Source organism: Lentzea waywayandensis, assembly GCF_900115955.1.
GTDB classification, from domain to species: domain Bacteria; phylum Actinomycetota; class Actinomycetes; order Mycobacteriales; family Pseudonocardiaceae; genus Lentzea; species Lentzea waywayandensis.
This window is the reverse complement of the sequence record NZ_FOYL01000020.1, coordinates 92,215-114,798: the sequence shown is the minus strand read 5'-3', so window position 1 is coordinate 114,798 and position 22,584 is coordinate 92,215. Positions and strand designations below refer to the sequence as shown.

At 69.2% G+C, this 22,584-nt stretch carries 25 protein-coding genes; 15 read left to right on the top strand and 10 right to left on the bottom strand.

The features are described 5' to 3' along the window. Positions 1 to 71: 71 nt before the first annotated feature. From BM417_RS43760 to BM417_RS48310, 4 genes are read right to left on the bottom strand one after another with little or no spacing between them, the layout of a single operon-like run. A complete protein-coding gene (locus BM417_RS43760) occupies positions 72 to 389 on the bottom strand; it encodes a hypothetical protein (RefSeq protein WP_093606016.1) in 318 nt (105 codons plus the stop codon). Positions 390 to 420: 31 nt separating this feature from the next. Continuing rightward, on the bottom strand, positions 421 to 1,605 hold the full coding sequence (locus BM417_RS43755; protein WP_245822780.1) for an MFS transporter: 1,185 nt from the start codon (positions 1,603 to 1,605) through the stop codon (positions 421 to 423). Continuing rightward, positions 1,602 to 2,669: a PLP-dependent cysteine synthase family protein gene (locus BM417_RS43750; RefSeq protein WP_093606015.1), complete on the bottom strand. Its 1,068-nt coding sequence runs from the start codon at positions 2,667 to 2,669 to the stop codon at positions 1,602 to 1,604. The genes BM417_RS43755 and BM417_RS43750 overlap by 4 nt, the downstream gene beginning before the upstream one ends. Positions 2,670 to 2,723: 54 nt before the next feature. Continuing rightward, positions 2,724 to 3,071: a hypothetical protein gene (locus BM417_RS48310; RefSeq protein ID WP_177320950.1), complete on the bottom strand. Its 348-nt coding sequence runs from the start codon at positions 3,069 to 3,071 to the stop codon at positions 2,724 to 2,726. A 78-nt stretch (positions 3,072 to 3,149) separates the two neighbouring features. Here BM417_RS48310 and BM417_RS43745 point away from each other — a divergent pair, with 78 nt between their 5' ends. Genes BM417_RS43745 through BM417_RS43725 form a run of 5 tightly spaced genes read left to right on the top strand, consistent with a single transcriptional unit; the run spans position 3,150 to position 7,706 of the window. Then, positions 3,150 to 4,142 (top strand): ABC transporter substrate-binding protein, encoded by a 993-nt coding sequence (locus BM417_RS43745; RefSeq protein WP_177320949.1) that lies wholly within the window; start codon positions 3,150 to 3,152, stop codon positions 4,140 to 4,142. Positions 4,143 to 4,146: 4 nt separating this feature from the next. Beyond that, a complete protein-coding gene (locus BM417_RS43740; protein ID WP_218164754.1) occupies positions 4,147 to 5,346 on the top strand; it encodes an MFS transporter in 1,200 nt (399 codons plus the stop codon). A gap of 12 nt (positions 5,347 to 5,358) precedes the next feature. Beyond that, entirely contained in the window at positions 5,359 to 6,366 is a 1,008-nt protein-coding gene (locus tag BM417_RS43735; protein WP_143139076.1) for a hypothetical protein, read from the top strand. 18 nt (positions 6,367 to 6,384) lie between these two features. Continuing rightward, the gene (pip, locus tag BM417_RS43730) at positions 6,385 to 7,302 is read left to right on the top strand and encodes a prolyl aminopeptidase (protein WP_093606012.1); all 918 of its coding nucleotides are present in this window, start codon (positions 6,385 to 6,387) and stop codon (positions 7,300 to 7,302) included. After that, positions 7,299 to 7,706, top strand: a complete 408-nt coding sequence (locus tag BM417_RS43725; protein ID WP_093606011.1) for a DnaJ family domain-containing protein — start codon at positions 7,299 to 7,301, stop codon at positions 7,704 to 7,706. Before pip ends, BM417_RS43725 begins: the two co-directional genes overlap by 4 nt. On the opposite strand, the gene BM417_RS43720 is transcribed toward BM417_RS43725, so the two are convergent. Then, positions 7,707 to 8,222 (bottom strand): lytic polysaccharide monooxygenase auxiliary activity family 9 protein, encoded by a 516-nt coding sequence (locus BM417_RS43720; RefSeq protein ID WP_093606010.1) that lies wholly within the window; start codon positions 8,220 to 8,222, stop codon positions 7,707 to 7,709. It lies immediately after the preceding gene. 172 nt (positions 8,223 to 8,394) lie between these two features. On the opposite strand from BM417_RS43720, the gene BM417_RS43715 reads away from it, so the two are divergent. Next, complete coding sequence (locus tag BM417_RS43715) at positions 8,395 to 9,045, top strand: TnsA-like heteromeric transposase endonuclease subunit (protein ID WP_245822777.1); 651 nt, start codon at positions 8,395 to 8,397, stop codon at positions 9,043 to 9,045. A gap of 191 nt (positions 9,046 to 9,236) precedes the next feature. Here the strand turns inward: BM417_RS43715 and BM417_RS43710 are convergent, their stop codons facing one another. Continuing rightward, positions 9,237 to 10,079 (bottom strand): helix-turn-helix transcriptional regulator, encoded by an 843-nt coding sequence (locus tag BM417_RS43710; protein WP_093606009.1) that lies wholly within the window; start codon positions 10,077 to 10,079, stop codon positions 9,237 to 9,239. Between the two features lie 241 nt (positions 10,080 to 10,320). On the opposite strand from BM417_RS43710, the gene BM417_RS43705 reads away from it, so the two are divergent. Beyond that, a complete protein-coding gene (locus BM417_RS43705; RefSeq protein ID WP_177320948.1) occupies positions 10,321 to 10,776 on the top strand; it encodes a nuclear transport factor 2 family protein in 456 nt (151 codons plus the stop codon). 400 nt (positions 10,777 to 11,176) lie between these two features. Here the strand turns inward: BM417_RS43705 and BM417_RS43700 are convergent, their stop codons facing one another. After that, positions 11,177 to 11,920 carry a class I SAM-dependent methyltransferase gene (locus BM417_RS43700; protein WP_093606067.1) on the bottom strand — a complete coding sequence of 248 codons (744 nt, stop codon included), beginning with the start codon at positions 11,918 to 11,920 and terminating at the stop codon, positions 11,177 to 11,179. 145 nt (positions 11,921 to 12,065) lie between these two features. Here BM417_RS43700 and BM417_RS48305 point away from each other — a divergent pair, with 145 nt between their 5' ends. The 3 genes from BM417_RS48305 (at position 12,066) to BM417_RS43685 (ending at position 15,841) form a co-directional block, all read left to right on the top strand. Continuing rightward, a complete protein-coding gene (locus BM417_RS48305; protein ID WP_177320947.1) occupies positions 12,066 to 12,560 on the top strand; it encodes a hypothetical protein in 495 nt (164 codons plus the stop codon). A gap of 125 nt (positions 12,561 to 12,685) precedes the next feature. Beyond that, positions 12,686 to 14,710 carry an ATP-binding protein gene (locus tag BM417_RS43690; RefSeq protein ID WP_093606007.1) on the top strand — a complete coding sequence of 675 codons (2,025 nt, stop codon included), beginning with the start codon at positions 12,686 to 12,688 and terminating at the stop codon, positions 14,708 to 14,710. A 3-nt stretch (positions 14,711 to 14,713) separates the two neighbouring features. Then, positions 14,714 to 15,841, top strand: a complete 1,128-nt coding sequence (locus BM417_RS43685; protein ID WP_093606006.1) for a helix-turn-helix transcriptional regulator — start codon at positions 14,714 to 14,716, stop codon at positions 15,839 to 15,841. On the opposite strand, the gene BM417_RS43680 is transcribed toward BM417_RS43685, so the two are convergent. Further along, on the bottom strand, positions 15,828 to 16,469 hold the full coding sequence (locus BM417_RS43680) for a DedA family protein (RefSeq protein ID WP_093606005.1): 642 nt from the start codon (positions 16,467 to 16,469) through the stop codon (positions 15,828 to 15,830). The two genes, BM417_RS43685 and BM417_RS43680, sit on opposite strands and share 14 nt — an antisense overlap. A gap of 23 nt (positions 16,470 to 16,492) precedes the next feature. Between BM417_RS43680 and BM417_RS43675 the strand changes: the two genes are divergently transcribed. The 3 genes from BM417_RS43675 to BM417_RS43665 all read left to right on the top strand — a co-directional run bounded on the left by BM417_RS43675 (position 16,493) and on the right by BM417_RS43665 (position 18,212). Continuing rightward, entirely contained in the window at positions 16,493 to 17,284 is a 792-nt protein-coding gene (locus BM417_RS43675; protein WP_218164753.1) for a cytochrome c biogenesis CcdA family protein, read from the top strand. An 8-nt stretch (positions 17,285 to 17,292) separates the two neighbouring features. Beyond that, positions 17,293 to 17,766: a redoxin domain-containing protein gene (locus BM417_RS43670; RefSeq protein WP_093606004.1), complete on the top strand. Its 474-nt coding sequence runs from the start codon at positions 17,293 to 17,295 to the stop codon at positions 17,764 to 17,766. 155 nt (positions 17,767 to 17,921) lie between these two features. Continuing rightward, complete coding sequence (locus tag BM417_RS43665; RefSeq protein ID WP_093606003.1) at positions 17,922 to 18,212, top strand: HPF/RaiA family ribosome-associated protein; 291 nt, start codon at positions 17,922 to 17,924, stop codon at positions 18,210 to 18,212. A gap of 46 nt (positions 18,213 to 18,258) precedes the next feature. Here BM417_RS43665 and BM417_RS43660 read toward each other — a convergent pair whose 3' ends face one another. Continuing rightward, positions 18,259 to 20,487, bottom strand: a complete 2,229-nt coding sequence (locus BM417_RS43660; protein WP_093606002.1) for a PEP/pyruvate-binding domain-containing protein — start codon at positions 20,485 to 20,487, stop codon at positions 18,259 to 18,261. 59 nt (positions 20,488 to 20,546) lie between these two features. Here BM417_RS43660 and BM417_RS43655 point away from each other — a divergent pair, with 59 nt between their 5' ends. Both BM417_RS43655 and BM417_RS43650 read left to right on the top strand, forming a co-directional pair. Then, entirely contained in the window at positions 20,547 to 20,894 is a 348-nt protein-coding gene (locus tag BM417_RS43655; protein WP_093606001.1) for a YciI family protein, read from the top strand. Continuing rightward, positions 20,894 to 22,081, top strand: coding sequence for an RNA polymerase sigma factor (locus BM417_RS43650; protein ID WP_093606000.1), 1,188 nt, complete (start codon positions 20,894 to 20,896; stop codon positions 22,079 to 22,081). Before BM417_RS43655 ends, BM417_RS43650 begins: the two co-directional genes overlap by 1 nt. On the opposite strand, the gene BM417_RS43645 is transcribed toward BM417_RS43650, so the two are convergent. Beyond that, a complete protein-coding gene (locus BM417_RS43645) occupies positions 22,031 to 22,582 on the bottom strand; it encodes a copper resistance CopC family protein (RefSeq protein WP_093605999.1) in 552 nt (183 codons plus the stop codon). The two genes, BM417_RS43650 and BM417_RS43645, sit on opposite strands and share 51 nt — an antisense overlap. Positions 22,583 to 22,584: the final 2 nt, after the last annotated feature.

The following is a 22,584-nucleotide window of genomic DNA, read 5'->3' as shown; positions in this document are numbered from 1 at the left end:
CGATGCGTGAAGAAATAGACACGAAGCGCAACATATTGGACTAAAGCGGCAATTCGGGCGGCATCACCCGATCAGGCGGCCCGGTGTGCCTCGATCGAGGCACGGCACGCGGCGAGCAGACGGGCGGTGGCGGCGCTGCCCCCGCGCCCACAGCGGGGGCAGCGCATCGCCACGGCGCCGGCGAGCTCGTCGACCACGACGCCCAGCGGCGAGTCGCAGCCACGGCACCAGCGGTGCCGCGTGACCGGGTTGACGTGCACGGGCGACGAGACGCACTGGTGGATCCACCTCCCGTGCACGTGGCAGGTCAGGCGGTCGTCGGGCGCCAGGACGCCGTCGTCCTCCGCGTGGTCTTCCTCGACCAGTGTTGCGATGAGCGTGGCGATCATGGCGACCCTCCGATCCGGAACCTTCCTTCTGCTAGGACGTCGAACCGGCGACCCGGGAATCGACACGCGCCGCCAAGTTCTTCAACGCCCACGCGCACCCGAGCCCCAGAGACGTGAGGACGAGCCACGGTACCCACGGCACACCGGCGCGCGCGGCGGCGTCGAACCCGACACCGGTGAGCAGGTTGCCCAGCAGGATCCCGACGCCGACGACCGTGTTGTAGAGGCCGTAGTGCGTCGCCACGAGGCGGTCGCCCGACAACGAGACGATCTTGTCCATCTCGAACGGGAACACCACCATCGTCCCCAGTGCGAGCAACGCCGCGCACAGCACCAGCCCGGTCCAGCCGCCCTGGATCGCGGGCAGGAACGCCAGGCCCAGCACCGCCATCCCGGCGACCAGCGACCGGTCAGGTCCGAGACGGGCGCGCGCCCACGCCGTCACCCGCAGCTGGCCTGCCACCGCCAGCACGCCCGACACCGCGAACAACACGGCCGTCAGCACCGCCGACCCCGAGGCCAGCGGCAGCGCCAGGTAGACCTGGAACGAGAGCACGTACGACCCGGTCATCGCCAGCGCGAACAGCACGAACCGCCGGTTCGAGAAGATCAGCCGCCAGTCCGCGAGCACCGAGTCCCCGGACGGCGAACCGGCCCGTGCGGGCAGCGACCGCCACTGCAACACCGTCAGCACGAGGAACACGAAGGCCGCGACCAGGCATGTCAGCCGGAAGTCCACGGCCGTCAACGCCAGCCCGATCAACGGTCCCACCAGGATTCCGGTCTGGTAGAAGACGTTGAACAGCGCGAACGCCTCCACGCGCCGTGGCCCGGCATCAGCGGCCACGTACGCCCGCACGGCAGGGTTGAACAACGCCCCCGCGAACCCGGTGGCCGCCGAGGCGATCACCAGCGCCGGCACCCCGTCCACGAGCCCGAGCAACGCGAACCCGCCGGTCCGCAACGCACAACCCGCCACGATCAACGGCTTGTACCCCAGGCGATCCGCCAGCGTCCCGCCGATCAGGAACATCCCCTGCTGCGCGAAGTTCCGCACCCCCAGGACGAGTCCAACGGCCCACCCGGCCAGCGCCAGCGTCACCGACAGGTGCGAGGCGAGGTACGGCATCAACATGTAGAAGCCCACGTTGATGCTGAACTGGTTGAGCAGCAACAACTGCACGCTGCGGTCGAACGAGCGGAACTGCGCGATCACACCGTCACCGCCAGAGGGTCCACAACGGACCGGCACATGCTCCACGACAGCACTTCGCGTTCTCCCAACGAGGAGATCTCGATCGGATCCGCGGCGGGAACCACGTCCATCAGACCGTGGGCAGCGCAGTACTCGTCGCTGAACACAGTGTCGAAGTAGCGCTGTGGCCCGTCCGGGAACACGGCGGCGATCCGCGTGCCGGGCGGGGAGGTCCGTGCCAGCCAGGACGCCACCAGGGCGACCGCGCCGACGCTCCAGCCGCCGCTCGCGTAGTGCCGCGAGGCCAGCGTCCGGCACGCCCACACCGCTTCGCCGGGGTTCACCCAGTGCACCTGGTCGAACGCGGGGTAGTCGACGTTGCGCGGGAAGATGCTCGACCCGAGCCCGCGCATCAGCCGGGTCCGCGCGGGCTGCCCGAAGATCGTCGAGCCGATCGTGTCGACGCCGACCAGCCGCAACGCCGGAAAGTGCTGACGCAGCACCGAGGCGACCCCGGCGGAGTGGCCGCCGGTGCCCACCGCGCACACCAGCACGTCGACGTGCTCCAGTTGCCCGGCGAGTTCGTGTGCGAGCGGCGCGTACCCGGCCACGTTGTCCGGGTTGTTGTACTGGTCGGGGCAGTAGGCGCCGGGCAGGTCCGAGAGCAACGCCGCCACGCGTTCGCGCCGTGCCTCCTGCCAGCCGCCGGTCGGATGCGGACTCTCCACGACGTCCACGGTCGCCCCGTAGGCGCGCAGCATCCGCCGGATGATCGGTTCCAGGCCGGGGTCGGTCACGAGCGTCACGGGAAGGCCGTGCACGACCCCGGCGAGTGCCAGGCCGAGACCGAGCGTGCCGCTGGTCGACTCCACGACGTGGCCGCCGGGCAGGAGATCACCGCGGTCCAGCGCGCGTCCGATCATGTGCAGGGCGGCGCGGTCCTTCATCCCTCCGCCGGGGTTGGCGCTCTCCAGCTTCGCCCAGAAGCCGGCGGCGGAGGTGCGGGAGAGTTCGTCGATCCAGAGCACCGGAGTGTTGCCGACGATGCCCGCCGGCGAGTTTTCGCGCAGCACGGGAACAGACATGGGGGTTCCTCGAAAGAGTGTGGTGACAGGCCGATGTCGGGGGCGGGAACCGGCCTAGGTTCGAGAGATCCCGAGGTCCAGCAACAAGGTGCGCCCCGAGCTCACGTGCTCGGAGCGCCGCGGACACGACCGCGCTCTGACGGCGGGACGCGCGGCGGGTTCGGCGTCCACGACCGGTACGACGGAGAAGAAGGGGCTCGCCTGGACGGCGGCCTGCGCGGGAGCGGCGGCCGACAGGTGGTGGGTGTCGCCGTGGTGGCAGAACTCCCCGGAGATGCCGGGAGTGAACGCGCCGTGGTGCGTGGGCTCCGGCGGGCAGGCCGGGTGGAGCACGAACACCGCGATCAACATCAGTGCGATGACGACGGCGAAACGACGCCCTGTCGTCAGTTGGTTCCGCACGGTGACCAACCTACCGCAAATTCCTGGTTCGCGAACTCTCTTGATAGGTTAGGCAAGCCTAATTCAGGAGGTGGACAGGTGCGCAGGACAGTCGCCGCGGTTCTGCTGCTCGGCCTAGTGGCCGGGTGCGGTGGAAACGCTCCCACGGAGCAGGGAAGTGGCCAGTGGTCCTTCAAGGACGATCGCGGTAAGGAGGCCACCGCGCCGAAACGACCGGAGCGCGTCGTCGCGCAGGTGTCCGCCGCGGGCGCCCTCAAGGACTACGGCATCAACGTCGTCGGCACGTTCGGCCCGCTCAAGCGCGCGGACGGCACGACCGACCCGGAGGCCGGCAGCATCGACCCGAGCCAGGTCACCGACATCACCGGCCCCGGCTACGGCGAGATCGACTTCGAGAAGTTCGCCGCGCTGAACGCCGACCTGGTCGTCGCCGGCTACTACCCCGAGGTCACCGGGCTCTGGCACCTCACCGCCGAGTTCGAGGAGAAGGTCTCCAAGATCGCCCCGACCGTCGGCATCGGCCAGTCGAAGATCCAGCTGCCCGACGGCGTGAAGCGCTTCAAGGAGCTCGCGAAGTCGCTCGGCGCCGACGTCGACTCGGCGAAGGTGAAGGCCGACGAGGAGGCGTTCACCAAGGCCGCCGACAGGCTCAAGGCCATCGGCACGAAGATGACGGCGGCGAAGCAGAGGATCCAGGTCATCGGCGCGGACCCGAAGCTCTTCTACGTCGCCGTGCCCGCCCGCAACCCGGACCTCGACTGGTACGTCAAGGAACTGGGCCTGCCGCTGCTCACGCCGGACAAGCCCGACACCGAGGGCGGCGGCTACTTCCAGTCGCTGTCGTGGGAGAACTCCGGCACGTACAAAGAGCACGTGATCATGTGGGACACCCGCCAGCACGTGCTCAACCCGGAGCAGATGAAGGAGGGCCACCCGGTCTTCCAGGGTCTGCCCGCCGTGCAGGCCGGCCGGTTCGTGGAGTGGAACGCGGTCGCCCCGCTGAGCTACTCCTCCTACGCCGGGATCATGAACAAATTGGCTGACCAGCTCGACCAGGTGTTGGCAAAGTAGCCATGTGCTGACGCTTCTTAAGGAGAACGGCCCGTTGCGCGTGCTCAGCACCGCACGGGTCGTTTCTGTTGTGGGGGACGCGCTCAGCCTCGTCACGCTGATGGTGCACGTGCAGTCCGTGCTGGGGAAAGCGATCGCGGTGGCGGCGCTGCTGCTCGTCGGCGACTTCGCGCCGTCACTGCTCAGTCCACTCACTGGGGTCATCAGCGACAGGTTCGACCGGCGCACCGTCATGATCGTCTGCGAGGTCGCGCAGGGCGTGCTGCTGGCGGTCATCGCGTTCACGCTGCCGCCGTTGCCGATCCTGCTCGCCCTGGTGGGGGTGCGCGCCGTGATCGGGCAGATCTTCGTCCCGGCGTCGCGGGCGGCGGTGCCGAGCCTGGTCGCGGAGAAGGACCTCGCGCAGGCGAACACCGCGCTGGGCCTGGGATCCAACAGCGCCGACGTCATCGGGCCGTTCCTCGCGGCCGTGCTGTTGCAGTTCATGGACACCCGTGGCGTGCTGCTCGTGGACGCGGTCTCGTTCGGGCTGTCGGCGTTGTTGTTGCTGCGCCTGCCGAAACTCGTCGTGCCGTCGGAACCGGGGGAGACGGTGTTCACCGACGTGAAGGCCGGGGTGAGCGAGATCTGGCGCAACCGGGCGTTGCGGATCGTCTTCCTGGGCTTCTGCGGTGTCGTCGCGTGCACCGCCATCGACGACGTGGCGGTGTTGCAGCTGACGATGGGGGTGTTCGGCGAGTCGGAGAGCGTGGCCGGTGTCGTCCTCGGCGCGGTCGGCATTGGTCTGCTGCTCGGCTATGCGTTGCTGGCCAGGGGATCCGCGCGGTGGAGCATGGTCACCCTGCTCGTCACCGGGTTCCTGATCAGCAGCGCCGGCAACCTGTTCACCGGTCTGGCGTGGGGCGTCGCGTCGGCGTTCGCGCTGCAAGCCGTGCGGGGACTGGGAATCGCGGCGATGGACGTCGCGCACAGCACGCTGATCCAGCGGCTCGTGCCCGGTGATCGAACGGGCAGGGTGTTCGGCAACTTCTACGGCGGAATCGGTGTGGCCGCGGCGGTTTCGTACGTCGCCGGTGGTCTGCTCATCGACGTTCTCGGCCCGCAGCTGATTCTCGTTCTGGCGGGTGGTGCCGGGGTTTTGGTGACGTTGTGGGTGGTTGCCGCTTCACGGGCAAGAGGTGTTGAGTGGGAATCAGCCTCTTGAGGGGAGAAGGCGATGTGGGGGAAACGCATTGTTGTTCTTGCTGTTTCGTTGCTGTTGACCGGATTGACCGCTTCCGTCGCACAGGCGGGCACCGGGGTCGTGCCCGCGTCGACGTCGTGGCCCGCCGCTGACCGCGGCTGGGTGCTGGGCCTCGACACCCTGTGCCAGACCGCGAACTGCCCGCAGCTCGTCCGCACGCTCGACGGCGGGGCGTCGTGGACGCGGGTGAAGACCCCGGCGCTGTCCGTGCCGGAGACCGACCGCCTGCGGGTGCTCTTCGCGAACGACGCGGCGGGCATGGTGACCGACGGCGAGCAGCTGTTCGTCACCAGCAACGGCGGCACGCGCTGGGAGCCGTCCGGCGTCAAGGGAACCGTTGGCGCGCTGGGCTTCGACAGCTCCGGGTTCCTCGCGGTGATCTACGACGGCACGTCGTCGCGGCTGTTCCACCGCGAGCTGTGGTTCGGCTCGTGGCAGCCGGTGCCGGGCGTCGAGGTCAAGGGCCAGGCGCGCGGGGAGATCGCCGCCGGCCAGGTCTCGCTGTCGACGATCGGCGTGGAGAGCCGGTACTGGACGCGGTCACCGGCGGGCTGGCTGGAGGAACCGGCGCCCTGCACGGAGTTCTCCGCCACCCGGCTCGGCACGGTCGGCGCCGACCGCTATGCGTTGTGCAGCTTCGATCCCGGCTTCGGGAACATGACGAAGGAACTGCGCCAGGCCACGGGTGGCGGGCCGTTCAAGACCGTCAGCGCCCCGCCGCGCGAGGGCATCACGACGGGCTTCGCGGTGTCACCGGAGGCGGCGCTCGTGGCCGCGACCGGACGCGACTGGTCGTTCGTGCATCGCGGTCTTGGCGCCAAGTGGGACACGCCGCTCACGCTGGGCGGACCGTCGTTCGAGGACCTGGCGTTCTCGGACTCGCGGCACGCCACGCTGGTGCGGGGCGGTCCCGGCCAGGAGTTCGCCGAGGTCTACCGGTCGGATGACGCCGGCCTGACCTGGAAGGCACTGTCGGTGTAGATCGGTACGCTCGAGGTCATGGAGCCCTACGAACACGGCATGCTCGACGTCGGTGCCGGCAACCAGGTCTACTGGGAGACCGTCGGCAATCCGGAAGGCAAGCCTGCCGTGTTCCTCCACGGCGGCCCCGGCGCTCCGTCGAAGGGCGCCAGGAAGTCCATGGATCCCGAGAAGTTCCGCATCGTGATCTTCCACCAGCGCGGGTGCGGCCAGAGCACGCCGCACGCCGCTGATCCGGCCGCGGACATGGGCGTCAACACCACGGACCACCTGATCGCGGACATGGAGAAGCTCCGCGAGCTCCTGGGCATCGAGAAGTGGCTGGTGTACGGCGGTTCCTGGGGCACGACGCTCGCGGTCGCCTACGCGCAACGGCATCCTGAGCGGGTCTCCGAGATGATCCTCATCGCGGTGACGATGTCGTCCGACCGTGAGCTGGAATGGCTGTACAAGGGCGTTTCGCGGTTCTTCCCCGAGGCGTGGGCCCGGTACAGCGCGCACGTCGGCGATCCGGAGGACGTCGTGCGGGCGTACGCCGGTCTGATGGAGAGCCCCGATCGCGAGGTGCGGGAGAAGGCGGCGATCGCGTGGTCGGAGTGGGAGGACACCGTGCTCTCGCTGGAGAGCTTCGGGACTCCGAACCTGTTCCTGGACAAGGCATCCGACGACATGATCGCGTTCGTGCGGATCTGCGCGCACTACTGCGCGAACCGCGGTTTCGTCGGCGACCTGCTGGGAGACGCCGGCAAGCTGGCCGGCATTCCGGCGGCGTTGATCCACGGACGCCGTGACATGAGCTGTCCGGCGGACACGGCCTACGCGCTGGCGCGCGCGTGGCCGGACGCCGAACTGACCCTCGTGGACGACAGTGGCCACAAGGGCAGCCCCGCCTTCCGAGAGGCGATCGGGACCGCGGTCAGGAGGTTCTCCCCATGACACAACGGAAACCGCCCGGGATGGGCTTCGAGTCGTGGATCGACAAGCAGATCCGCGAGGCCCAGGAACGCGGTGAGTTCGACGACCTGCCGAGCGCCGGCAAACCGTTGCCCGGCATGGGAGAGGCGCTCGAAGAGGACTGGTGGATCAAGAAGAAGGTCCGGGAGGAAGAGGGCACTGCAGGGTTGCCCCCTTCCCTCGTGCTGCGCAAGCAGGCCGAGACCGCCAGGGCCCGCGCCCTGGCGGCCACGACCGACGAGGAAGCGCGCTCGATCATCGAGCAGATGAACGCGGAGATCCTCGACGCGCTGCGGAAACCGTTGTCCGGTCCGCCGTTGAACCTGATGCCGTTCGACGTCGACGCACTGCTGCGTGAGAGGAAGGGGACCTCACGCGGTCAGTGATCAGCTCGCGTTGATGTCGATGCAGGAGTAGAACGCCATCGCGGTGTCGCCGATGTTCCAGACAGCGAGGACCTTGTGGCGGCCGGCCGAGCCGACGTTGACGGTGTGCTGCACGGTCGCGGGCGGCTGCTGGTTGTTGCCGCTGAACGTCGCGACCTTGCGGCCGTCGACGAAGTAGTCGTAGTCGCGCGTGCGGTGGCGGGCGGTGAACGTCCAGTTGAACGTCACCGAACGCCCGGTGTTGGTGACCCTCCACCCCTTGTTGTCGTTGCTCAGCTCGGAGAACTGCGACAGGTTGGCGTGGCAGCTCTGCAGGCCCTTGGGGCCCTCGACCGACTGCGGTTCGTACTGGATGGCGCCACAGGAGATCGTGCGGGCGGCGCACTGCGCCTGACGGCTCGGCGGGGAGTTGATGTAGCCATGTGCGAACGCCGTGCCGGAGGGGAGTGCCACGACGATCAACGGTGCAGCGAGAACGCCGGCCATGGCGGCCGTAACCTTGCGTCCAATCTTCATGTGTCTTCCTTTGCCTTGATGTGTGCGTACTCCCGTTACATCGCGGCGGCGATTGAAGGTCTAGACCATACCGCGCGTAATCGCGGCACCACAAGGTGTGTCTGATAGATCAGTCAGGTAAGCGTCCTGTCCGGCTGAAGTTGTCGGTGTCCTGAGGTGCTTGTCGGGGCCGGTGAGGCGGTGCTCGCGCCGCCTCGGAGAATGCGGCCGTGCCGACGCTCACCTCGGTCAGCGCGACGCGCTGACCGAGGCCTGTTCCGTGCCGTTTGCGGACTGTGTGCCGGTACGCGGGTTCCCTTCGTGCAAGGGGCAACGGCACCTCGACGGCCGTTGGTGGACGGCCACGACGGGCACGCTGGTCGGTTACGAGTCCTGGTGGGAGCGCGACCGGCTGGTGCTGCTCGCCTTCGATCCGGACGTCGCCGGCATCGCTTCGCAGCCGTTCTGGCTGTTCGGGACGAAGGCGGAAGGCAAGGCGCGCTCGCACGATCCGGACTACTTCGCGCGCCTGGCGGACCGGTCCGCGCTCGTGCTCGACGTCCGTGCGGCGGACCGGATCAAGCCGCGCGACCAGGTCGCGTTCGATGCGACGGCCGAGGCCCGCAAGGCGCTGGGCCGGCGCTACGAGGTGGTCGGGGCACCGCCGGAGGCGCTGCCGGCGAACGTGCGATCGCTGAACGCCCTGCTGCTCAGCGAATACCTCCGGCCCAACCCCGCCGGAGACCTGACCTGCTTCGACACCGCCACCGAACCCGCGCCCTGGGGCGACCAGGACAAACCACGCCCCTCACGAGCAGGTCAGCCCTGGTTCCCCGGCTCCTGAACCACCGGCTCCGCCGACGCGGACACCTTCCCGGCCCCGGCCTGGAACGGCCGCGCTCACGAACGATCCGGCAGAGTTCGCAACCTGACTCCGGACGGAACAGTCGGCCACGTCCGGACGATTTCTCTGCCGCATGTCCGCACCTAATGGCGGCCCGGTCCGCTGACGAGTTCACCGTCGAGTGAATGGGCTTAGCTCAGAACTTGTGTTCCGATGGTGCTCAGCAAAGCGAACTGGTCGGCTGTGGCGGTGCCTGCTGGTGGGGAGCACACCGCGATGCGCAGGTCGTTGCCGGGAACGGTGAGCGTGTCGCAGTCGACGACGACCGGCCCGAGGTCGGGGTGGTGGACGGTTTTGCTGTCGGTGGTGTGAAAGCCCACCGCGTGGGACGCCCAGAGGTCACCGAAGCGGTCACTGACGCCGCGCAGGTTGTTGATCAGTGCTGTGAGCTGCGCGTCCTTGGGGTAGCGGGCGGCTGAGGAGCGCAGGTCGGAGACGAGAGCGGTCTCGAAGCGGTCCTGCTGCTCGGGTGTGTGGGTGACGCGGGTGGGCTGGTGGGTGAAGTGCCGCCAGGCGATGTTGCGGTCGTTGCCGCGCCAGGGTGAGGGGTCACCCATGAGGGCTGCCCACAGAGGGTTGAACGAGATCAAATTCCAGGCGGCGTCGTGGACGCTGAGCGGGCTGGCCTGGAGTTGATCGAGAAGGCGCTGGACGCTGGGCGGCACGTGCGGAGAGACGAATCCGGTGGCGGGCGGGGCCTGGCCGGCCACCAGGTACAGGTGATCGCGTTCGGTCTCGGTCAGGCGCAGAGCGCGCGCAAGAGAGGCCAGAACCTGCGGGGACGGCGAAGTGGCGCGGCCGCGCTCCAGGCGGATGACGTAGTCCACGGACAGGCCCGCGAGCTGGGCCAGCTCCTCGCGGCGCAGTCCGGGAGCGCGGCGCACCCCTCCGTGAGGAAGGCCGAGGTCTGCGGGGCTGGTGCGGTCGCGCCAGTGGCGCAGGGCCTGACCGAGAGCCACTGGATCGTCGTTCACGCTCCCATTATCGGTCGCTGCTCATCGAACAGCCTGGTACTGGCCGACCCCCCGCCAAGGAGAGCTCTCCCTGTCTCCTGCGGCGGCGCGCAGGCTCATGGCATGACAAAAGCCACCGTGGTCACCAGGGCCGACACGGGCTCGGGATCCGCCGCCCGCGTCGGTGCCACCGGTTCCACGCCGTGGTAGTCGCTCACCCCTCCATCCCGCAGCTGTATCGCACCACTACGAAGGAATGATCATGAACAACGTTCACCAGAAGTCCCTGCAGACCGCTCAGGCGTTCATCGCCGCGTTCGAAAGCCGTGACCCGGCCGCCGTCGCGTCCCTGCTCGCCGACGACGCGACCTTCGTCATCCCGCTGTCCATCGCGGGCACCCCGGAGCCCTGGTACGTCTTCGACAGCCCGGCCGCGGTCCGTTCCTACATCGAGGCGGTCGCGGCGAAGTTCGACCACGTCGCCTTCGTGGACCAGGTCTGGACCGTCAGCGAGGACGCCCGCTCGGTGTTCCTGCAGGCCAACGGCGACATCCTGTCCAGCACGGAGAAGCTCGTCTACAACAACGTCTACATCTTCCGCATCGACGTCGCGGACGGCCACATCGTCAAGGTCTGGGAGTACGCCAACCCGGTCGCCTACGCCAACCTCGGCATCACCGACTCCGAAGCCGAGGCCGCCGCGCAGGCCGCCAACTGACCGGAAACCAGCGCTTCCTCGGGGAGGGTCGTTCCGGCCCTCCCCAACGAAGCCTCTGCCCCGCCACCCACCGGTCGACCGCATGACCGCGTGCTCCGGTGTCGCACATGCCTTCGACCACACGTCGGCAGCGGATCAGCCACCGCCGGCCGATTCCGCCAAGCAGGTGCGGACAAGTCCGAGTCAAAGGTGAGGGAAGTCGCCGGGTTCTGTTGTCCTGTCCAGCCGAACATTGCGGTGTCCAGGGCAAGTTTGCGGGCCGCCACACGTTCTGCCTGAAGTTGGCGCATTCTCAACAACCGCGTTGGTTCCTTGCCAACGGCCTGTAGCGCCTGTACGCAGCCTCAAGGTCAGGGCAAGCATGCCGCGACCTTGCGGCCACCCATGTGCCACGCCGTAGTCAGGCGGCCTCCAGGACGAAGAACATGAAGCTCAGGAAGGCCCCGGAGGGGAACCTCGCCATCTCGTCGGGAAAGAGTTCGTGGGCTTCCGGCGCCGGAGGCGGCTCGCTGATGACGGCGGTGCGGAAGCCTGCTGCGGTGAAGGCATCGGTCATCGCGTGCAGCGGCCGGTGCCAGTAGGTGAGCACGGCCTTCTGGCCGTTGAAGTTGTACTCGTCGGACCACTTGGTGGTCGCGAAGTAGTCAGTCTCGCGATGCACCATCTTGAGGAGGATGGGGTGGTTGACGACCACGATCAGCCGGCCACCGGGCTTCAGCACCCGCCGCAGCTCAGCCAGAGGTGCGGTCCAGTCCTCCAGGTAGTGCAGCACCAAAGCGGCGACGGCGTCGTCGAACGCGCCGTCGGGGTACGGCAGCGGGCCCGTTATGTCGGCGACCCGCAGGTCCACGTCGTCGCCGAGCCGCTGCCGGGCCAGCTCCACCATCTTGGCGCTGCGGTCGAAGCCGCTCACGACGGCTCCCCGATCACGTAGCGCCGCGGACACAGGACCAGCACCGCAGCCGGCGTCGAGAATTCGTCGACCGGCCACGTCGCCGGCCAGGTCCACGATCGCGGGCCGGACGTAGTAGGCGTTGAGGAGGCTGGTCTCGTTCTCGGCCGTGTACGCCTCGGCGAAGCCGTCGTAGTCGTTCTCCACGGCCACATCGGCGATGACGGCGGAGCTCTCGGGAATGGCAGGCATGTTTCCCATACTGCCCAGTGATCAATCAGGGCGCCAGGAGATCATCTTCCTCGCCAATCGCCCGCTTGGGCAGCGCGCTCCCATCAGCCGAGGTCAACGCCGATTCCACTGGATACCCTGTGGATTGTCCAGGAGCCGTGTCGGTGTGCTGGAAACCTGCCGGGACAATGCCACGATGCCGAACTTCGATCTTGTCCCCGGAGGCGCTCCACCGACGCTGAATTCGGAGTTCGAGGTCGCGTTTGCGACCGAGGCCGGCGAGCAGCGGTTGTCCCTGACCGAGGCGTGGTCGGTGCCGTTCGAGTCTTGCCTGCCGGTGCGACGCTTCCCCTCTTACAAGGGGCAATGCCACTACATCGGCCAGTGGTGGACCGCGACGACCGGCACCTTGGTCGGCTTCGAGTCCTGGTTGGAACGGGATCGGCTGGACAACAGCCGTCCGCATCCGTCCGCGCTACCTTGCGGGCCGCAGCTCACAGATCTGCACCACCGCAAACTTCAGCTGGACGAGACACTGTGCGACTTCACGCTCGGTCTGGGTGCTTCGCGCGTGCGCTCGTGGGCTTGTGCGGGTTCCCGGTTCGCGCGGTTTGGATCGGGACGCGGACCGGAGTCTCGGCGAGGGCTCGACGGAGCGTGAAGTCGCCGTCTCAGCACGCGGCAGAGCCCGGCCGGTGTTCCCGCAGTTCACGGCGGCTTTGTGAGTGATACCGCAATTGTTGAGCGTCATTTCTTCTCACTGCATTCGCTTCTAGAATCGCGCTCATGTGGTGGTCGGTGAACTCGCGAACTCGTCTGGTGGGACGGGAACGGGAGCTGACCACCGTGCGACGGCTGCTGCGGCGGCACCGGCTGGTGACGCTCTCCGGGCCTGGTGGCGCGGGGAAGTCGCGGCTGGCGGCCGAGCTGTGCCCGTCCGGACCCGTCGTCGAGCTGGAGTCCGTGCACCGGCCCGACCTGCTGTGGCACGTGATCGCGTTCTCACTGAACGTGTGGGAGGAGCCGGGCTCGCCGCTGCACGCGACCGTCGTCCGCGCGCTGGCCGAGCATCGGTTGCTGGTGCTGGACAACTGCGAGCACCTGATCCGCGAGGCCGCCTCGGCGGTGGCCGAGCTGCTGGCCGGGTGTCCGCGCCTGCGCGTGCTGGTGACCAGCCGCGAACCCCTCGACCTGGCCGGTGAGATGTGCGTCGAGGTCGGCCCGCTCACTCCCGCGGACGCCCGGCAGATGTTCGTGGAGTGCGGCGGTGCCCCGGAACTCGCCGACGCGGTGCACGACCACCTGCCGCTGGCGATCGAACTGGCGGCCGCCCGGACCGACGTGCCCGCGCGGCACCGCACGCTCGACGCCGTGATCGGGTGGAGCTACGACCTGCTGGCACCGGCCGAGCAGTCGGCGTTGCGCAGGCTCTCCTGCCTGATCGGCGACTTCGACCTCGACCTGGCCGCCGCGGTGTGCGGTGACCCGGCGGAGGTCGTGCAGCTGATGGCTTCCTTGCGCGCCAAGTCCTTGGTGGTGCGCACCCCGTCGTCCTCGGGCGCGCGGTTCCGGATGCTCGAGTCGATCCGCCTGTTCGGCCTGGCGCGGCTGGAGGAGAGCGGCGAGGCCCCGGTGACGTTCGAGCGGCTCGTCGACCACCTGATCCGGGCGATCGGCGACATCGCGGCGGCACCGATGATCGAGAACAACACGAACACGTGGCTGGCGAGCCAGGAACACCAGCTGTTGCAAGCCGTGGAACGCGTTCCGCGCACCGACCCGCGGCACACGTGGCTCGTCGCGGGCGTCGTGCACGTCTGGTACCTGCGCGGCTCCTACAGCGAGGCGATGCGCATGGCGTGCGCTGCCCTGACACACGGTCCGTTGACGTCGCACGCCGAGATGTTGCTCTTCCGCGCGGCGTGGCTGGCCGGCTTCACCGGGGACGAGGTGGCCGCGCTGCGGTTCGCGGAGGCTCTGGTGGCGCACCCGGCCATGAGCCGGCCGGTGTGGGAGGCGCGGGGGTGGAACACCCTGGGGTACGCGCGGGGGATCAACTCCGATCTCGCGGGTGCGCGCGCGGCCAACGAACGGTCGGTGGCCGCGGCGCGGAGCCTCGGTGATCCGTGCCTGCTGATGACCTTCCTCAACAACCACGCCTGGCACCTGATGCGGGTGGGCGATCTGCCCGGCGCGCTCGCCGCCGCCCTGGAATCGCTCTCGCTGGGCGTCCCGGACGGCTTTCGCCTGATGGCCTCCCGGCACACCGCCGGGGTGATCGCGCTGGCGGCGAACGACGTCGACCAGGCCGAGCACCACTTCGCGATCGCCCTGCGGGTGGGCGCTCCCGAGTCCCTGGCACAGGCCGGAGTGCTGGAGGGACTGGGCGTCGTGGCGGCTCGCAGAGGTGACGCCGACCGCGCCGTGGTGCTGATGGCCGCCGCGGCCGCCACCCGCAGGTCCGGTGGTTCCCGGCAGGAGGAACCCTGGAACCACATGGTGTCGGACGCTCGCGAGCTCGCGCTGTCGTCAGCGGGACCCCGGCGGGCGTCGCAGGCCTGGCGGCTGGGGGAGCGGCTCGACCACGCGGGGCTGACGGCGTACGTGAACTCGGGGCAGCGGGACGAGCCGCTCACCGTGCGGCAGCAGCAGATCGCCGACCTGGTGGTGGAGGGGCTGACCAACCCGGAGATCGCGGTGCGGCTGGGGATCTCGACCGGGACCGTGCGGTCGCACGTGACGCAGATGTTGTCGCGGCTGGGACTGAGCTCGCGGACCCAGCTGGCGGCGCGGACGGCGCGGGCGCGGTGACCCGTGACGTGTGAGGTCTGCGGAGCCGCGCTCACCACCTCCGCCAAGTACTGCTCCAGCGCCTGCCGGCAGCGCGCCTACCGCCGCCGCGCCGCCCGCGACGTCGTCCCGGCCTCGCCGCGCCTGGACACCTTCGTCGGCCGCGCCACGGAACTGACCGAGCTCACCAAACTCCTGGCACGCAACAGGATTGTCACCGTCACCGGGCCGCCTGGCGTCGGCAAGTCCCGGCTCGTGCACGAGGCGGTCGCGAACCGGCGGCACGTCCTGGTGATCGAGCTCGCGGACGTCACCAGGGTCCCGGACCTGCTCGCGCTCGCCCCCGAACCCGGTCTGCTGGTGCTCGACGGCTGCGAGCCCGTGCTGGCCGACTGCGCGAGCCTCATCACCCGGCATCCCGCGCTCCGCGTCCTCGCCACGAGCCGCGAGTCGCTGAACGTGCCGGGCGAACAGACGTACCGGCTCAGGCCGCTCGGTCAGCACGACGCGAAGCGACTGTTCAGCGATCGGGCGACGGCACTCGACAGCGAGTTCGACGAGAACGCCGCACTGCTGGAGACCGTGTGCGAGCGGCTGGATCGGTTGCCGCTGGCGCTCGAACTCGCGGCACGGCTGGTGCGCGTGCTGACGCTGGACGAGATCGTGGCCCGGCTGGACGACCGGTTCGCCGTCCTCACCACCGGACCGCGCGACGCCCCGGCGCACCACCGGTCGTTGCACGCGGCGATCGACCGCAGCTACGAGTTGCTGACCTCGGCCGAGAAGATCGCGCTGCACACGTTCGCGCTGAGCCCCGGCACCGTCGATCCCGAGATGGCGCAACGACTTCAGGCGCGGTCACTGCTCGAAGCCGACTTCACCATGCTCGAGTCGGTGCGGCAGTTCGCCCTGCCGGGAGTGCGGATCACCACGCCACCCCCGCGAGCCGAACCGGAGGACGCCGCGCCGTCGTGGCGCGACGAACGGCTGCTGCGCGTCGCGGCGATGGTCGCGGAAGGGTTGACGAACAAGCAGATCGCGGACGGGCTGCACGTGTCGCTGCGGACCGTGGAGGCGGACGTGCGCGACCTCAAGTCCGTGCTGGGCGTGCGATCGCGCGCCCAGATCGCCGCGTGGACTACACAGGCGTGACTTCTTCTTTCTCAACGACGTTCTCGGCTGCTTTCGCGAGCCTGCGCTTCACGATGAAAACACCCGCGACGCCGAACACCACGGCGATCGCGAGGCCCGCGTAGGAGAAGCCCTTCAACCACTTCTCGGCCACCACGCCGAGGTAGTAGACGGCCGCCGCCGTGCCGCCCGCCCACACGACGCCGCCCAAAGCGTTCGCCACCAGGAACTTGCCGTAGTTCATGTGCAACGAACCGGCCAGCGGCCCGGCGAGAATGCGCAGCAGTGCCACGAACCGGCCGAAGAACACGGCCCACGCACCACGTTTCTGGAACATCCCGCGGGCGTGTTCGAGCTGCGTTTCCCCGAAGTGCTTGGGGAATTTCCGGCCCATCCACGCGAACAGCCGCGGTCCGCCGCGCCGCCCGATGAGGTAACCGAAGTTGTCACCGATGATGGCGCCCGCGCTCGCCCACACACCGATCCACAGCGGGCTCAGGTGGTCGTGCTGCGACGCCATCAGCGAGGCCGTGACCAGCACGATCTCACCTGGCAACGGGATGCCGAGCGATTCGAAGCCGATCACCAGGCCGACGATCACGTACACGAGCAGAGGAGGGATGGCTTCGAGCCACTGTTCGATCGGCACTCCACGACTCTAGCCTCAGGCCCGTGAACGAGCTCGCACTCGCGGTCGTCGCGGGAATGGTGGCCACGGTCAACCCGTGTGGATTCGCGATGCTGCCCGCCTATTTGGCGTTGGTGGCGCGGGACAGCCCAGCACGAGCCTTTATGTCCGGTTTGGTGATGACAGCCGGATTCGTCACGTTCTTCGGTGCCTTCGGAATTCTGGTCAGCCCGGTGGCCGCGACCCTCAAGCGCTACCTGCCGTTCGTGACGGTCGTGATCGGGCTCGTGATGGTCGTCGTCGGTGTGCTTCTGCTGCTCGGCAAGGACCTCTACGTCCGATTGCCGAAACTCCAAGCAGCACCCAAGAGCCTCTGGTCCATGTACGGCTACGGCATCGCGTTCGCCATCGCCTCTCTCTCGTGCGCGATCGGCCCGTTCCTCGCCTTGGTGGGCGCATCGCTGCAGACGGGCATCGCGGCGTTCCTCGCCTACGCGCTCGGCATGGGCCTCATCGTCACCGTGCTGGCGGTCGCGGGTTCGGCGCTCGCACCGCACATCAGGAAAGTGCTGCCCCATGTCGGGCGCATCGGCGGTGCGGTGCTGGTGGTGGTCGGTGCGTACGTGACCTACTACGGCGTCTACGAACTGCGGTTGTTCCTGGCCGGCGGCAGCGCGATCGACCCCGTTGTGCGGGGCGCCGGACGATTCCAGAACACGCTCGTGCAGATCGTGGCGGCGCTCGGGCCGTGGCCGTTCGTGGTCGTGCTGGCGATCACCGGTGCCTGGTGGCTGAACCGGAGGAGGCGCAAGGCCGTACGCCCAGACAGGAGGTGAGGAGCCGAATGCGCATCCTCGGACTGCTGCTAGGGATCCTTCTGCTCACCGGCTGCGCGGAGAAGGCGCCGCCGCCGGAGAAGTTCCAGTTCACCGCCCAGACGCTGGACGGCGCCGAGTTCCGCGGCGACAAGCTCGTCGGCCAGCCCGCCGTGCTGTGGTTCTGGACGCCGTGGTGCCCGTCCTGCAACGCCGAGGCGGAGACGGTCGAGGCGATCAGCAAGCGGCACACCAAGGTTCAGTTCGTCGGCGTCGCGGCCGAGGACCAGCTCGACGCGATGAAGAAGTTCGTGAGCGACCACCGGATGACCGGGTTCCCGCACCTGGCCGATCTGGACGGCTCGGTGTGGAAGCGGTTCGGCGTCACCGCGCAGCCGACGTTCGCGTTCGTGGGCACCGACGGCTCCGTGGAACTGCTCACCGGATCGCCCACCGAGGAGCAGCTCGACCAGCGAGTTTCTGCTTTGATGCCAAAGGTTTGATCGAGTGACATCACTAGGTCCGGCAGCCGCACCATTCTCTCAGTAGAAAGACCCTGCGCTGTCGGGACCAACGCCTGGTTCGGCGTTGCGATCGGATTCGTATCGTCGAACTGGCCTCGTGGCGGTGCCGCGCGGCCTTGAGGAGGCAGGTGTCGATGGACTACATCCAGGTCTCGCTCGCGGAGGCCATTCCCGAGCAGGCCAGGGACTACGCGTCCGCGCGAATCGGCTCGCTGGACCGCTACGCGCCGGACCGGGTCGACTTCGCGTGGGTCAACCTGACCTCGGACAAGTCCGTGATCCACGCGCACGCCCGGCTCGACCTGAAGTGGGTCGAGGTGCAGGCGTACGCGGAGGGCCACACGGTCACCGAGGTGATCGACCTGGTGCGGGAACGCATGCGGCGTCAGCTCGTCTCGATGCACGGCGTACCCGCGCACAACTGACCTCACCGAACAGAACCCACCACTCGGCGGCGGACGGGTGGTGGGTTCACCGCACCTTCGTCACGGTTCCCCTGGCGCCGTCGACCCGGACGACGTCCCCGGTGGCGATGCGGGTCGTCGCGTTGCCACAGCCCACCACCGCCGGAATTCCCAGTTCCCGCGCCACGATCGCGGCATGCGACAAGGGTGCGCCGACGTCGGTCACCACGGCGGCGGCGCGGGTGAAGAGCGGCGTCCAGCCGATGTTGGTCACCGTGGTCACGAGGATCTCGCCCTGCCGCAACGCATCCCCGTCCTCGACGCGCGCCAGCACCCGCGCGACCCCCTCGACCACACCTGCGGAACCTGGGAATCCGGTGACGTCCGACGGCATCGGCACGTCCGTCGAAGCGTCGTGAAGATCAGCACGCCGATCCGGTGAGGCCGCCCAGGACTCCGGATCGAACCGGCCGCGGATCACCGCCGGGTAGGCAGGCAGCGCGCGATAACGCTCGTACGCCTGCCGTTGCGCCGGAACCCGGTCCAGCAACGACGTGTCGCCGTCCAGCACGCGCAGCACGTCGTCGATCGGCAGGAAGAACAGGTCGTCGCCGGACGAGGTGAGCTCCCCGGCCCGCAGCACGAACGCGCGCATCACCCAGAACGCCCGCACCATCTCCGATCGGGCCTGTTCCCGGGCCCGCGCGCCCTCGCCGATGCGGTCGAGCCGTTTGCGGATCTTCGCCGCTTCGCCGGGATGCGCGGCCGACAGTCGATCCCACGCCTGAGAGCGGGCCGAAGCCTGGCGCGCGAGCAACGCCTCGGGGTCGGCGAGCGTCTCCAGTTGCCGGGTGATCCACTCCGGGTCCTCTGCCGGGCGCGGCGCGGAGATCTCGAACTCGCCCGCGCACCGGTGGCCCCAGGTCTGCGCGAAGGTGTCGCGGTCGATCTGTCCCGACCGCAGCTTCGCCAGGCCGACCAGCGGCCCCATGCTCGCGAGCCCCGCGCCGTCGTGGAACCCGGTCAGCAGCGTGGCCGCGTCCTGCTCGCCGACCAGCGCGGCCAGCCTGCGCCGGAACGCCGCCGGCCCGCCCGCGATCATGCGCGCACCGGCGTCCAGCACCGGGCACACGACCCGCAGCAACTGGTCGAGATCGCGGCGCCACAGCTCCAGCAACGCGGCGGGCGTCGCGCAGGCCGCGATCGCCTTGTGCGCGGCCGAGCACCGGCCCGGGTTGTCCCGGACCAGTCGCGGCAGCCGCGTCCGGTAGAGGATCTGCTGTGTGAGAGGCCCTCCCGCACCCCGCAGCACCGCGCCGAGGATCGCCGCCCGGGACATCGGCAGCGGCGGCACGGTCACACCGGCCGGGATGCGCCCGAACGTCTCCTCGCCTGAGCGCCGCATCTCGTCGGCCTTGCCGATGGCCGAGCCGAGGGCGGTGTAGGTGCTGATGTTGAGGTAGAAGCGGCCGCCGATGTTGCCGGAGATCCGGTGCGGCCCGATCGTCATGCTCGACAGCACCTTCACCAGCGACCACGTCACCGGCGTCATCACCTCGGGGACGGCCTCGCCGACGTTGCCGTTGGACCACAGGTAGTCGCCGTCGAGGCTGTCGTTCCACTCGACCCGCAGGGCCGTGATCGGCCGCGCCTGGAGGATCTGGAACTCGCTGCCGGTCAACGCCCACTCGACGTCCATCGGCGTCCCGTACAGCGCCTCGATCCGCCGGCCCAGCGAGAGCAGCGCGGCCCTCTGGTCGCCGGACAACAGGTCGGCCGGGTTCTCCTCTCCGCTGACCAGGGCCTCGCCGAGCCCGCGCACGGCGTTGACGACCGGCTCGGGCCGTCCGGTCACCGGGTCCGCCGTGAACAGCACGCCGGACACCTCCGCGGGCACCATCCGTTGCACGACGACCGCCATCTCGGCCGAGGAGATCCCGTTGCGCTCGCGGTAGGCGACGGCCCGTTCGGAACGCAGCGAGTCCCAGCACCGCAGGACCGCGTCGAACAGCCCGTCCTCGGACACGTTCAGCACGGTGTCGTGCTGCCCGGCGAACGACAGGCCCGGCAGGTCCTCCGCGGTGGCCGACGACCGCACCGCCACCGGCCCGCCCAGCTCCCGGAACGCCTCCAGCACGCCCTCCATCGACCGCTCGCGGTAGGCGCGCGTCGTGAGGTGGAACCCGGCCGGCACCGGCAGGCCCGCCCGGACGAGCCTCGCCAGCGACTCACCCTTGCCGCCGACCGCGGCCAGCGCCGCTCGCGAGTCGTCGAGCGGGAGGATCAACGGGATCATGTCGCCATAGTTGTCGAAACGGGCCCTCCGCGTTCGTACAAGGGTGAAAGGAGACCGCGATGACGCAGAAGTACCTGCTCAGCATCTATCAGCCCGACGGTGAGACCCCGCCGCCCGAGGTGCTGGAGCCGATCATGGCGAACCTGAACGCGCTGAACGAGGAGATGCGGGCGAAGGGCGCGTGGGTGTTCGCCGTCGGCCTGCATCCGGCGTCGACCGCGACCGTGCTCAGGGCGAAGGACGACGGCGTGCTCATGACGGACGGGCCGTTCACCGAGGGCAAGGAGCACATCGGCGGGTTCACGATCATCCAGGCCGCCGACCTCGACGAGGCGCTCGACTGGGGCCGTCGGCTCGCGGGCGTGCTCAGCCCGTTGTCGATCGAGGTCAGGCCGATCGCGTTCTGATGATCGAGGAGATCTTCCGGGCCGAGTACGGCCGGGCGGTGTCGGTGCTGACCCGCGTCCTCGGGGACATCGACCTCGCCGAGGAGGCGGTGCAGGACGCCTTCACCACGGCCGTGCGGCGGTGGCCGGTCGACGGAGTCCCACCGGCTCCCGCGGGCTGGATCATCACGACCGCCCGCAACCGCGCGATCGACCGGCTGCGCCGCGAGGCCAAGGGCCGGGAGAAGCACGCGCAGGCGGAACTGCTCGACCACGAACCGGAAGTGCGGGAGGTGGGGGACGTGGCCGACGACCAGCTGCGGCTGATCTTCACCTGCTGCCACCCGTCGCTGGCGTCGCAGGCCCAGGCCGCGCTGACGCTGAAGCTGCTCGGCGGCCTGACGACGGCGGAGATCGCCAGGGCGTTCCTGGTGCCCGAACCCACGATGGCGCAACGGATCGTGCGCGCGAAGGGCAAGATCCGCGCGGCCCGCATCCCGTACCGGGTACCGCGCGACGCCGACCTGCCCGGCCGCCTCGACGCCGTGCTCGCCGTCGTCTACCTGATCTTCAACGAGGGCTACCTCGACAAGCCTGAGCTCGCGGACGAGGCGATCCGGCTCGGCAGGGTGCTCGCGGGGCTCATGCCGGACGAGCCCGAGGTGTGGGGGCTGCTCGCGTTGATGCTGCTCGTCGCGTCACGCCGGGAGGCACGGCTGCGCGACGGCGAGATCGTCCTGCTCGAAGACCAGGACAGGGCGTTGTGGAACGCGGACCTCGTGGCGGAGGGACAGGACGTCGTCCGCCGCTGCCTGCGCTGGAACCGGCCGGGCCGGTACCAGATCCAGGCCGCGATCAACGCCGTGCACAGCGACCCGCCGACCGACTGGCACCAGGTCGTCGCGCTCTACGACCAGCTGATGGCGATCGCCCCGAGCCCTGTCGTGGCACTGCATCGCGCCGTGGCGGTCGCCGAAACGCAAGGCCCCGCGGCAGCGTTGCTGGAAGTCGAAGCCCTCGACCTGGACCGCTACCACCTGTTCCACGCCGTGCGCGCGGACCTGTTGCAACGGCTCGGCGAAGACCCGGCCGAGGCGCTGGAGGCCGCGCTGGACCGGGCCGAACACCCGGCCGAACGCGAGCTCCTGCGCAAGCGGCTACTCCTTGCGGCGGCGGACCAGCAGGATCGCGCCGACAACGACCACTAGCCCGACCAGGAGCCACACCCAGATCGGCACGCCACCGGAGTCCTGCGTGGTCGAGGTCGGCGGGGGAGCGTTCGACACCGTCGCGCTCGCCGTCACCGACGACGGCGGGGCGGCGGACGAGGAGGACTGCGCCGCGACGGTCATCGTGAAGGCGAACGTGCCGGACACGGTGTCGCCGTCGTCGGACTTGGCCGACCAGGCGACCGTGTGCGCGCCGGACTTGGCCGCGGAGGCGTCGACCGTCGCCGTGATCGTGTTGTCGACGGCGTGCACCTGGGTGACCGGCACCTTGGCGCCGTCCGGCCCCGTGATGGTGACCGCGTCGCTGTCCGGCAGACCGATCGCCTCGCTGAACACCAGCTCGACGTGCTTGGGCGGGGCTTCGAGGGCCGCGCCGGATGCCGGATTGCTGCTCTTGAGCTCGGCGTGGGCCTGTGCGGGGACGACCATGGCCGTCGCGGCGAACAGTGCCAGCACGAGCGCGCTGAAGTAACGCGTCACGT